Origin of the sequence: Corynebacterium sp. HMSC056F09 (assembly GCF_001815785.1) — a bacterium.
Taxonomy (GTDB): Bacteria; Actinomycetota; Actinomycetes; order Mycobacteriales; family Mycobacteriaceae; genus Corynebacterium; species Corynebacterium hiratae.
Genome location: NZ_KV821968.1, coordinates 12,178 through 24,133, shown reverse-complemented (window position 1 = coordinate 24,133; position 11,956 = coordinate 12,178). Strand labels below are relative to the sequence as shown.

Annotated in this window: 8 protein-coding genes and 2 pseudogenes; 7 read left to right on the top strand and 3 right to left on the bottom strand. The window is 54.1% G+C overall.

Annotation, left to right across the window (positions count from 1 at the left end; genetic code table 11):
- Nucleotides 1–404: hypothetical protein (locus tag HMPREF3056_RS13820; protein ID WP_246822518.1), on the top strand; the 404-nt coding region annotated here is incomplete at its 5' end.
- A gap of 1,003 nt (nt 405–1,407) precedes the next feature.
- On the opposite strand, the gene HMPREF3056_RS13815 is transcribed toward HMPREF3056_RS13820, so the two are convergent.
- Nucleotides 1,408–1,851, bottom strand: a complete 444-nt coding sequence (locus HMPREF3056_RS13815) for a hypothetical protein (RefSeq protein WP_246822517.1) — start codon at nt 1,849–1,851, stop codon at nt 1,408–1,410.
- A gap of 18 nt (nt 1,852–1,869) precedes the next feature.
- On the opposite strand from HMPREF3056_RS13815, the gene istA reads away from it, so the two are divergent.
- From istA to HMPREF3056_RS13195, 4 genes are all read left to right on the top strand, one after another.
- The gene (istA, locus tag HMPREF3056_RS11035) at nt 1,870–3,087 is read left to right on the top strand and encodes an IS21 family transposase (protein WP_168167379.1); all 1,218 of its coding nucleotides are present in this window, start codon (nt 1,870–1,872) and stop codon (nt 3,085–3,087) included.
- A gap of 23 nt (nt 3,088–3,110) precedes the next feature.
- A complete protein-coding gene (locus HMPREF3056_RS13635) occupies nt 3,111–3,452 on the top strand; it encodes a hypothetical protein (RefSeq protein WP_070754820.1) in 342 nt (113 codons plus the stop codon).
- Between the two features lie 457 nt (nt 3,453–3,909).
- Entirely contained in the window at nt 3,910–4,971 is a 1,062-nt protein-coding gene (locus HMPREF3056_RS13200) for a HesA/MoeB/ThiF family protein (protein WP_083317819.1), read from the top strand.
- 21 nt (nt 4,972–4,992) lie between these two features.
- Nucleotides 4,993–6,228, top strand: a complete 1,236-nt coding sequence (locus tag HMPREF3056_RS13195) for an MFS transporter (RefSeq protein ID WP_080975087.1) — start codon at nt 4,993–4,995, stop codon at nt 6,226–6,228.
- A gap of 263 nt (nt 6,229–6,491) precedes the next feature.
- Here HMPREF3056_RS13195 and HMPREF3056_RS11025 read toward each other — a convergent pair.
- Nucleotides 6,492–7,615, bottom strand: a pseudogene (locus HMPREF3056_RS11025) (IS3 family transposase); the annotation flags it as partial.
- 720 nt (nt 7,616–8,335) lie between these two features.
- Between HMPREF3056_RS11025 and HMPREF3056_RS13560 the strand changes: the two are divergent.
- Nucleotides 8,336–9,613 (top strand): Fic family protein, encoded by a 1,278-nt coding sequence (locus HMPREF3056_RS13560; protein ID WP_070754816.1) that lies wholly within the window; start codon nt 8,336–8,338, stop codon nt 9,611–9,613.
- A 140-nt stretch (nt 9,614–9,753) separates the two neighbouring features.
- Here HMPREF3056_RS13560 and HMPREF3056_RS11010 read toward each other — a convergent pair whose 3' ends face one another.
- A complete protein-coding gene (locus tag HMPREF3056_RS11010) occupies nt 9,754–10,914 on the bottom strand; it encodes an RtcB family protein (protein ID WP_070754814.1) in 1,161 nt (386 codons plus the stop codon).
- Nucleotides 10,915–11,461: 547 nt separating this feature from the next.
- On the opposite strand from HMPREF3056_RS11010, the pseudogene HMPREF3056_RS11005 reads away from it, so the two are divergent.
- A pseudogene (locus tag HMPREF3056_RS11005) lies at nt 11,462–11,956 on the top strand (hypothetical protein); the annotation flags it as partial.

The following is an 11,956-nucleotide window of genomic DNA, read 5'->3' as shown; positions in this document are numbered from 1 at the left end:
TGGTGTGGCTGCGCTCCCCGCTGGACCTCGCTGCGGCGGGCCACAGCGTGAAGGCCGCGGCACTGACCTCGCTCGGCTTCGGCCACGTCAGCGCGCTCATCGTCTACGCCCACCCAGGTGTGTTCGAGCAGGCTGTGTCTCAGCAGCGCGGGGCGGATGCAGCTGCCGAGTGGCGTGAGCACGCCGAGCAGCGCCTGCGCGCCGGCCGCGCACACTTCGAGGCCGGAATGCTGGGCCGCGCCCCGCTCTTCGAGGTCATCGAGGGCCGCCGCCTACCGCACGCCGACGCCAAGGTGATGATTGACGGCTACGGTCTCGTCGACGCCGACAAGGCCGCGGAAATCTCCATGCTCCTCGACGCCGATGCGCGCCTGGGCAGCAACGGTGAATTCCCGGGTGCGTAACCTCTAGCAATTAGGGCCAGTTCAAGTACGAACTGGCCCTTTCCTTTCGGACTAACCTCGTTTCGCTCTATGTCGCGACGATATTTGCTCACCAACGCTTTTCAATTAAATGTTCCATCACACGCTTTCAAACATCCGCCGAAAAATATTGACAAGCATGATTACGGAATCAGCGATTATGCCAGCTTCACGGCGCGATGAGTTCGGTGCGTGTTTTATCGAATGAGCTAACGAAACTGCCTTACGAACAAAACTACGCAGTTCACTATTCGCTGGTCCTGGAAGTTCTACTTCAACAACTCGTGCCAGCCGGTTTTTGAGTTTCCCTCATTAAATTTATCCGCATCATCACCATTCCGTAAGTGACGAGTTTCGTCAAAGGCTACGCGGTTCAATTCATGTTGGCGGACATGAAAAACTGACCAGTGGCGGACACGGGATTTAGGGGTTTGGGGAGTTTTTATTGGGGGTAGGAAAATAAGGGGTCTTCATCCGATGTTCGATAGAAGAGTCTAACCGGACTCATCTAGCGAAAAGCATGGACGGACCTGACTCCGTCTCTAATCAGCAGCAATTGTCTTCTAGAAGAAGCAGGGGTGAAGTTGAGGTGTCAGGCCTGTGGCCCCGCCGTCGCCGATGGTGACTCCAACACCGGGTTCCTCGTGCCTATCGAAGGCAACCACAGCACGCGGCCGCGCGCCGTCGGCACGTTCCGTGAAATCACATGTGCCAAGCTTCACGGACCTCATGCCACAGGTGCGCCCGACACCGAACAACACGGCTCCCATCGGTCGGCTGATGCACCACGTCATCGTCGTTCGGACTCGAGGAGCATCCCAGCGCTAGATCGACGTCACAACAGGGCTCTGAACCAGAGGGGATAAGTTCGCTTACCATACTCCAACAGGACGAGTCAATCATTCGAACACGCCCTGCCCCCGTGGTGTCCGCCACTGGTCAGTTTCTCATGGCCATAGGCGGACTTTTTTATGTCCGCCTCCGGTCAGCTTTTCATGTCCGCTAACAATTCATCGAGAATGCGAACCACCCGATTACCGACATCACTGAAGTCACTTTGAGTATTTGCAAAAGCAAACTTCTCACGGAGCTCCTTGATTTCTGTATCAATCCGCACCCATCCGATAGAATCCCGCGGGCTAACAGGAGAAACCAATTTTCCTTGAAGCTGCGCATCTTCGAGGCCTTCGACATGCCTCTCAAACGGATCAAATATTGCGCTAAGAATCCGCCGTCTAGCTTGATAGCTTCCTTCAGCATCGTTCTGTTTCCAATAGTCTTTAAACGAAGACTCATGACGCGCGACGCTATTTAGTACCGGTAGGGCGGTATCGAGTACCGACCGGTGCGGATATCGGGTACCGGGGGTAGTTTTTGGGCACTCTTTAGTGGACGGCCCGCGCAGTGTGTACGTGTGGATCGCGTTCACGTGGAAGGAGTGATGGTGGTGACGGATTACCGTGCCATCATGTTTGCCTTGGTTGCCGGGAATCGTTCCTGGAACCAGATTCGAGCCGATTTAGGGGTCTCGAAGTCGACGATTGATAAGGGCAGTCGCGTTGTAAGGGACCATCAAATCGATGCTCGTGGGATTGCTGGATTGTCGAATGCCCAGTTAGAGGAGCTATTTCCGGATAACCGGCGTCGCAACGATGCGGAGTTCCTCGCACCGGATTTCAAAAAGGTTGCCGAGCGGATGGTCTCTGGCAAGCGCGTGACGTTGAAAGTCGCGCACGCCAAGTACCTGAAGTTACCTGTTGGTACTGGTCAGCGTCATTATTCGTATCGACAGTACTGTTCGCTGTTTGAGCATTATGTCGATGTTCATCAGCTGTCAGCGCAACTGAATCACGATCCCGGTGACGAGCTCATGGTGGACTGGTCGGGCGATGGAATGGTCGTTGTGGATCCGGTCTCGGGCCAGCGGTTTACCGCGCACTTGTTTGTAGCTTCATTGCCGCACTCAGGGATGAGGCATGTATCGGCGTGGCCGGATCAAAAAATGCGGTCGTGGCTTTTAGCCCACCGTGCGGCTTTGGAGTATTTCGGTGGTTGTCCGCTGCGGTTGATCCCGGATAACGCGCTTACAGCCACGCAACAGATTTCCCGTGGGCTGCGGGGGCGTATCCCGGTTGCGGAGTATTCCACATTTGCCGATTTCTATCAGATAGGTATTACTGCGGCGAAACGCTACCGGCCGCGGTACAAGGCGAATATTGAAAAGGCCGTGGATATTACCCAGCAATGGTGCGTAGAATACCTCGACGACCAGGAGTTCTACAGTTTCGACATGCTCAATAAAGCACTCGAGGACCAAAGCGATTTCATCAACGATCGCCGTCCCTACCGCGGGCAGGATATCTCTCGTCGCCAGTTGTTTGAAGACCATGAGCAACAGCTGCTGCGCCCGTTGCCCGACCGGCGGTGGTCGTGGTCGCGGTGGAAGAAGTCCAAGGTCGCAATGAACTACCACATCCGGATCGCCAATCACTGGTATTCAGTGCCGTGGAAGCTAGCGGGCAAGTTCGTCGACGTGCAACTCTTTGATGACTATCTGGATGTCTTCTACGACGGTGAGATTGTTGCTTTACATCGTATTGCCCCTGCTAATTATGGCTACTCCACCTTGGATGAGCATGTGGACCTGACAACCATAAGGACTTAAACACCCAGTGGAACCGGCAACGCTTGGAAGACTGGGCGAAAAGTATTGGGACAGCGACAGCACAGCTCATCGGCCAGATGTTTAACGCTCGTAAAGTCGAAGCCCAAGCATATTCTAGCGTTCTGGGCGTACTGAACCTATCGCAAGGCTCCATCCACGCTCACCTGACCATTGTGATGGCAGCGATGGCCACAGGCCACGTGTTGGAAGAAGCCTCGGGCCTGTCGCTGAAGCGATTGGTACGAATCTTGAAGAAATACCGATCGTTTACCGTCGAAATCTCAGGCCACACACTCCACGCACAAACCGACCTGCCCGCCGGCGTCCGCGAACTCGCCGAAAAGCTACCCCAACTGTCTGACTAAAATGACCTAAGTCAGGAAACGTTAGCGTTAAAATGTTAGCGTTAAAACGTTAGCGCTTTAACGTCATAACACTAACACTAAAAACACCACTCAACCACCGCAATCATTGGGCAAGTTGGCCATAGTCAAAGCTGTGACCCTGGAAATTCGAAAGACGTCACAGCAACAAACCACCACCCCAGACAACCTTCACATGAGATGCCTTTTAAACATTATAAAATATGTCACACGTTCACCCCTTAGAGAATTAAATTATATTTTTCATTGACTGTGCCTTGGCTCACTGCTACCCTTTCTGTAACTTCACTCATGAAAGGAGGAGGCCAATGTCATTCGATTTTGAAGTGATTTCCACCCAGAATCTGATGGAAGCCCACCGCGTTGGACAGGCATAAAACATCAGACAACCACGGGGACCTGAATACATTCGGGCCCCCTTTTTACTTTAAGGAGAACAATGTCCTTGATATCATTCCGGACCGCCCATGAAGTTAGGCCTCTAGGGGATGGCAGGTCAGTTGTTGGATCAAACACGGCAGGAATCGGGCACTATGTCCAGGATCCAGACCACCATCTCCAAAAATTGAATAAAATTTTAAACGGCACCCTAAATCAGCAAGAAGCTACCGAACAGATCGCTAAGCAAACGGGAATTTCTCCCTTTAATGCACATACTCTGCTCGAGAAGCTAATCCAGCTAGGACACATTGAGGCCATTTCTCAACCCAACTTAACCCCAGAACAACAGACTCGTTTTTCTCGCAGTACTGCGCTCTACTCATGGCTAGGCGGATTTGGGAAATTTGATCGATGGGCTCCTCAAGAAATTATCTGCTCGTCGAGCATTTGTATTTTAGGGGCCGGAGGCATTGGATCTAGCATCGCGTTACAGATGGCCGCAAGTGGAATAGGAAAAATAACTCTCGTTGATTTTGACACTGTCGAGTTGTCCAACCTGAATCGACAAATTGCTTATTCGGAAAAATCTATCGGCAAATTAAAGACTGATGAACTCAAAAATAGGATTAGAGAGTTAAATAGCGATTGCTCAGTACGTACGATCGAGCGAAAAATTGAAGGAGTAGAGGAATTAATTCCCATTTTCAAGGAAGCAGATCTAGTTATAAGAGCAATCGACAACCCACCCGAATCGGCATATTGGGTATCAGAAGCCGCAATAGCCACCAAAAAGCCCTGGATTGACTGCAGCTACGCCGGGCCGATGGCGGTTTGCGCGACTTTTGTCCCCGGAACGACAGGGTGCTACCGATGCCTTCGAGAAAGTGAAAAACAACGGCTGCAACAGAATAATATTTCTGGACTCTACGAGGAAACCCCTCTTGGAATTAACGCTGCGATAGCACCTATCGTGTCAATAGCCAGTGCATTGGCTTCACTCGAAGCCTTAAGGTTCTTAGTCTCAAGAACCAACTTATCTATGGGCAAAGTTCTACATCAAAACCTTGCAGACTATTCAAATCAATATTCCATTGATTTCCCCTCGTCTTGCCAACATTAGCCTTCATGAAAGGACTAAGAAATGGCCACCTTAATGAGTATTCCTGGCTATCGCCGCTTAGTCGGAACAATGGCGTTCAACCAAACTGGTTATGCAATGGCTTCAGTAATAGTTCCACTATTGATTTTTGACATAAGCAAAAACGCCACACTGGCAGGATCAGTATCAGCTTTTGGAACAGGTTCGCTTATTCTTTTGAGCCTGTTTGCCGGTGCATTAACAGATAAGTTTCATCCCTCAGTAGTGCTAAAACTAGTTACTCTCGCTCAAACGATCATTTGGATCAGCATTGCTCTCATGCTCTCCTTTAGTGATCTTCCGTTACTCCCCATAGTTTTATGCATCGTTCTCGCTTCCGCGCTCTCTGCATTCGACGCACCAAGCGAACAAAGTCTCATCAAGCAGATGGTCCCTACAAGCGATCTAGGTACAGCAAATGCTATCGCGCATGGACGTGAATCCACTGCGGAAGTTTTCGGCGGACCGAGCGCCGGACTTCTTTACGGTTTAAACCCCCACTTAGCTCTTTTTGTCCAGGGAGCATTCCATGCCATCGCCTGCGCTCTCGTTCCTCGAAAGCCTAATTCAGCGTCAACAAATCAGCTACCCGAAGAACACGACACAAATGTTTCTGTTCTAAAGTCCTCGACTGATGGGTTCCGTTTTGTATTTAGCCACACAGGGCTGCGCGCAATCACTCTCGTGGCAGCCGTTGCCAACATTCCAATGTCAGCTTTTATCTTGGTACTGATTTTTTCATACCGCGCTACAGGAGAATCTGCATTCATTATCGGTTTGATTTCAGCATCTTTTGGATCCGGTGTCATCGTAGGTTCTTTTTTGGCCAGCAAGCTAGCAGAGGTTGTACCACTAGGAAAACTTGGCACTATAGCTTTACTTACCTTCACAATAAGCCTTATTGTGCTTACCACACTACATAGCAATACGGTCGCCACCATCATTGCTTTGTTTATCGCGGGTCTACCCCTAGCGTCTTTTAATACTGCAATTGGGGCTTTTACTGCCGCCATTACCCCTGACTACCGAATGGGCGCAGTAACCACAGCTTCTACCATTCCTGGAATATTTCTCATGCCATTCGGAGCATTTCTCGCTGGCTTTGGATTTGAGCACTGGGGAGCTTCAACAACACTCGGACTCATTTCAACATTCGCGCTCATTGCCACCATGATGACGCTAACCTCAGCGGTTCGCGGAATACCATTGCTATCTCAACTCGACGAAGTTCAATCCTGATAGTTCCACTCTGCACTGTAATGCTCTTAAAATAAGGATTACCCCATAGAACGATTAAGCCAAATAACTTTCGACGACATATACCTCATCTCCCCGTCCAGTTGGAATGATTGAAACACCGTAATGCTCCCAGACCTAATCAAAATCCAGGACTTCCAGAAAGAGAACTCTGGGCGACTGGTGAGCGACGGTTTCAAGGAGCCCGACCCCCGGAAAGTAGACACCGTGGGGTGAACAAAATGTAGGTGTAAGCCTATCAGGCCTTAAGCGGCTTGGGACTCGAACTCATCGGGGGTTTGGTATCCGCACCATGTGTGCCGACGGCACGTGTTGTAGCGCACGCACCACCGGAATACGTCTCTGCGGCAGATAAGTTGATTGGCGAAGGTCTTTGTATCTTTGAGGACCTCCCGTTTTAAAGCCGCGTTGAACGACTCAGCGAGCGAATTATCCGCGCTGGTTCCCACCGCGCCCATCGACTGGGTAACGCCCAAGCGCCTGCATGTTGCCTGGAACTGCGATGAGGTGTACACGCTTCCGTGATCTGAGTGGAAAATCGCACCGTCTAGACCTCCTCGCAGGTGGGAAGCGTTTTCGAGGGCTTCTTCTACCAGTTCGGTGCGCATGTGATCTGCGATAGCAAAGCCGATAAGTTTGCGGGAGAAACAATCAATAGCTGTTGCTAAGTACATGTTCGTTCCGTCTGCGATCGGCAGATACGTAATATCGCCGACAAGCACACGATTTGCAGCGCAGGCGGTGAAGTCACGGTTCACCAAGTCTGCGAACACGCGCCGGCCTTTGTCGCGCACAGTGGTCTTGACCCTGCGCTTCTTCTGAAATCCGAACAGGTTCTGGGCCCGCATCAAGCGGGCCACCTTTTTGCGATTGATCCGCTTGGCAGGGGTTGTAGCACCGTCGCGACGTGTGGGATCGTTGAGTTCGGCAGTGATGCGACGAGCGCCCCACACGCCGTTTTCAGCATCGAAAATGGCCTGGATCTCCGCGGCCATCACAGCGTCATCTACAAGGCGCGCACGGCGCCGCGGAGCCGATTTCTTCCATTTGTAGTACGAAGACCGATTTAGGCCCAGGACTGTGCACATCCGCTTGACCGAGTAGTCGGCGAGATTGTCACAGGCGAACTGGAAGCGGATCACTAGGTCGTCTCTTCCGCAAAATACTTCGCGGCCTTGCGCAGAATATCGCGCTCTTCACGAAGCCTTTTGTTTTCGCGTTCTAACTGGCGAATTCTTTCCGCATCAGCAAGCTTTTCTACGGGTGACGATGCATCATCATCCTTAGGCACGTTGGTGCCGAATTGCTTGTACCAGTATCCCAAAGTCGAGCGATTGATCCCGAGTTCTTCTGCGACCTTGCGCATCGAGGTATGACGTGAGCCGCAGTCGACAACCGAACAAAATCATCGAAAGCCTGTCCCGACTCTGATTCATGGAAGTAAACAACGTTCTTCTGCGCTACTTCTCGCGAAGGATCCTGCGCCACATCGAGGTTTCCCGACCGCAGTCGCGTAATTGAAGATTTAGCGCGACCATAGGCTTCGAGCAAATTGAACAAGAACTCGCGATCATATTCGGCACGGCCACCTAGTTTCGACGTTCGTTCCTCGACTGCGCACAGGTTCAACTTTGCCATTGTGACGCCTCTATTCCCTTTATCAATTCACGAAAATCTACAGCTCAACCGGGCAAGACCACGATCAAGGGGCCGCCACAGACAAACCTTCGATAATCATAACAAGGCTCACTTGGTGTAATGCCGGCTTCGTCTCTCCGGCCTCAAATTCCGCTGCCTTCATATCAGCATCACTTCAGCTTCTCGGAACTCTCCTGTTCCAGTTCTCGTGCCGACCGCAAAGAAGAATATTCTTTAGCAATCAATCGTCCCCGCTTACGCAAGACTTCGAGGTTATATCCGGCTTCTGCCTCGTCTGCACAACATTGAAGCATCTTACCGGTTACTGGAGCTCCGTTAATCTTTTGTGCTCGCAGTCCACCGGGATAACAGCTATCCCGGTAAACTAGGACATCAATCTACCGAGATAAACCTTATCCCCAATGCCCCAAGCGCATGAGAGGAGTCAGCTGTGGCAAAAACAGTCGAATTGGAATGGATCCCCGCTGATGGCAGCGGTCTTTCTCGACGCGCCAAACAAGGAGGTAAGTATCACGCTTTCGTTCCCGATCCACTTGCAGGCATGTCGTTGAAGCTTCCGTCCGAGCTCTCGCGACGTATCGTTCGCATCGAGCGGGAGATTCACAATCTTGGGATGAGAGACAATACCCATTCCCTTGAAGGCGTTGCGCGACTCCTGCTCCGTTCTGAGGCCGTCGCTTCCTCCCGGATCGAGGGAATCGCTCCTAACTCCGACAAAGTGGCCATGGCGATCCTCGCGCGTGAATCAGATTCCGGAATTCGGGGTTTCAAAGAATCCGCAACAGCTGTCGCCCGCAATGTCGCCATCCTCGACACCATCAATGCAGACTTGGCTTACAAAGACGAGCTAGTCCTGGATGACATTGTTGCAATGCAGACAGCGCTCGTTGCAGAAAAGCCTTTACAAGGAGTACGTACTACTCAAAACTGGATTGGCGGGTCTGACTATCACCCCATCGATGCAGCTTTTGTTCCCCCGCCTCCCGTGCAAGTCCCAGAACTCCTCGATGATCTCATTGAATACTTCAACGGGGCAGACCACGCCGCGCTCGTTCAAGCAGCGCTCGTACATGCACAGTTCGAGACCATCCACCCATTCCCGGATGGGAATGGGCGCGTGGGACGAGCCATGATTCACGCACTTTTGCAGCGCAGAGGGCTCACCGATGCTGCGGTTCTCCCTGTCAGTATGGTGCTGGCAACGCTCGGTGACCGTTACGTCGACGGACTCACGAAATTCCGCGAGGGTGACGTGCTGGCATGGATCTCTTTCTTCGTCGAGGCTGCACAAGTCGCCACCACCAAAGCAGCTGAACTTGCGGATAGCGTCGCCGCGCTAGAAGCAGAATGGATGGACAAGGTCAATCACCACCGCACTGCGCAAGGAAGCAAGCGCGCATTGAAATCGAATTCAACGGAGTTCCAACTGCTCAAGAAGCTTCCTGCCATGCCTTTGGTCACGGTGTCCATCGTGAAGTCCGAGCTGGGGATTTCATCGACAAGCACGGCCCGAGATGCTCTCGATTCACTCACCGACGCTGGCATTCTGCGTAAGAAAGTCATCGGTGCGGGCGGGCTTCTCGGTTACTTCGCTGACGATGTTTTCATGTTGGTCGACGATGCTGAACGCCAACTCGCCTCGACGCAGTTTAATACTCAGCTTTCACCCCCGACCGGCCGAGCAGTTCCAGCCCTTCGCGATAAATAAGCAGTAATCAATAGTGGTCACGCACTTCGTTTCCTTGCATAAGGCAAAGCGTCGTGCTGATGCGACGCTGCAGGAGGAGGGGGCGTCGGAAAGCTCAAAAGAGACCGTCACTAAAAGTGACGGTCCCATCATGGCGCAGGTTAGGTGCCCTTGACGTTGAGGATCTGGCGCAGGGTGTGCTTGACCTCGACGAGCTGGGCGGCATCGGCCATCACGCAGTCGATGTCCTTGTAGGCGTCCGGAATCTCATCGACGAACTCGGCGCCGGGACGGTAGACGATGCCTTCCATGCGTGCGGCAAGGTCCGCCTCGGTGAAGCGGGCCTTGGCCTGGGTGCGCGACATGACGCGACCCGCGCCGTGCGGCGCAGACTTGAGGCCCGGCGGGTAGCCCTTGCCTTCCACGACGTAGCTAGCGGTGCCCATCGAGCCGGGGATGAGGCCGCGGTCGCCTTCGTCTGCTTTGATGGCGCCCTTACGCGTGAGCCACACGTTCTTACCGTAGTGGTTCTCGCGCTGGGTGTAGTTGTGGTGGCAGTTGATGCGCTCGAGCTCGAGGGTCTCGCGATCCGCGCCGGACCAGGTGGCGACGCAGTCGAGGAAGCGGTCCATCATCTCATCGCGGTTGAGCAGCGCAAAGTGCTGTGCCCAGTGGAGATCCGCAATGTAGGAGTCGAACTCTTCCGTGCCCTCGACGAGGTAGGCCAGGTCCTTGTCCGCGAACTGGATCCAGTGCTTCTCGCAGTGACGCTGCGCGGCCTTGATGTGCTTCTGGGCAATCTTGTTGCCCACGCCGCGCGAGCCAGAATGCAGGAACAGCCAGACGCGGTCGGATTCGTCGAGGCAGAGCTCAATGAAGTGGTTACCGCCGCCCAAGCTGCCCAGCTGCTGACGCCAGTTTTTGGAGTGGCCGAGATCCACGCCAGTGTCCTGGGCCAGCTGCGAGAGCTCGCGCGTGCGGGCCTCGGTGCGCGGGTCCATGATCCAACCGTTGTAGTTTCCGGGCGAGAGCGGAATGGAGTCTTCGACCGCGGTGCGCAGGTCCTCGAGAGCGAAGTCCTGGATGTCCGCGTGGGTGAGCCCCGTGCGCACGGCAATCATGCCGCAGCCGATATCCACGCCGACGGCCGCCGGGATGACGGCGCGCAGCGTGCCGAAGACAGTGCCGACCGAGGAGCCCTTGCCAAAGTGGGCATCAGGCATGAGCGCCACATGTGGGTAGACGAAGGGCAGGTCAGCGACGAGTTGTGCCTGCGCCACCGTCTTGTCTTCAACAATGGAGGCGAAGTTGTGCAGGCGCATAAGAGAGCCTTTCTCTGCGTTTGCGTAACGCAGTTCGTGAGAAAGGGCCTGCTTGGGCGGCTGACTTATAAGTTGTGCGCGCGGGTCGCGCGGCTGGCACCAACGTCCGGGATAAGCAGGGCCGCTTTCCCGGGAAATGGTCAAGTCAGCCTGTTAGAAGAGTTGCTTAAAGAGGCGTCCTAGCGGCTGATTGTTATGGGTCATCATCGCGGTTCGCCTCCTTTATGCTTTCTTGTTCTTCTTCTTTCGGGCTGTTAGTGCTGCGTGTGAGCCTACACGATCTACGCGATTTCTACATGCGATTGATGATGCAAGGAAATTCACCCAGCCACGAAAACTTGACACCGTCCATTCAACCGCATTCACTGCCTGCTCATTTGTTCGTCCGTCTGGCGGGGTGTCGTGCGCCGTGACAAGCTTCGTTTAATCGTTCAGCCCGCCTCGCCCTAGTCGAGAGTGGGCTGGATCTTTATCTGGGTTATGCAGCAAGAGTGCACTGGGCAAGGCCGACGTCGTGGTCGCCGGCGGCATCGACGAGCGCTTCATCTCCCGCGCCAACGACCCGAACGAGTCCGAGCTGCACTCCCTGCTGTGGCCAGCGATTGGCCGCGATGAGGATCAGCCGATGTTTGTCATCTCCCAGAAGACACTCACCGGCCACTCCAAAGCGGGTGCCGCGCTCTTCCAAACCGGCGGCATCATCGACGTCTTCCGCACGCACCGCATCCCGGCGAACGTGTCCCTGGACTGCGTCGACCCGCTTATCGCCCCGAAGGCGCCGAACCTGGTGTGGCTGCGCTCCCCGCTGGACCTCGGCTCTGCGGGCCACAGCGTGAAGGCCGCGGCGCTGACCTCGCTCGGCTTCGGCCACGTCGGCGCGCTCATCGTCTACGCCCACCCCGGCGTGTTCGAGCAGGCCGTGTCCCAGCAGCGCGGGGCGGACGCCGCCGCCCAGTGGCGTGAGCACGCCGAGCAGCGCCTGCGTACTGGCCGTGCACACTTCGAGGCCGGCATGCTGGGCCGCGCCCCGCTCTTCGAGGTC

Coding starts and splice junctions, on each gene's coding strand:
- HMPREF3056_RS13200 (WP_083317819.1), top strand. CDS start 3,910: ATGTCCTTGATATCATTCCGGACCGCCCATGAAGTTAGGCCTCTAGGG.
- HMPREF3056_RS13195 (WP_080975087.1), top strand. CDS start 4,993: ATGGCCACCTTAATGAGTATTCCTGGCTATCGCCGCTTAGTCGGAACA.
- HMPREF3056_RS11010 (WP_070754814.1), bottom strand. CDS start 10,914: ATGCGCCTGCACAACTTCGCCTCCATTGTTGAAGACAAGACGGTGGCG.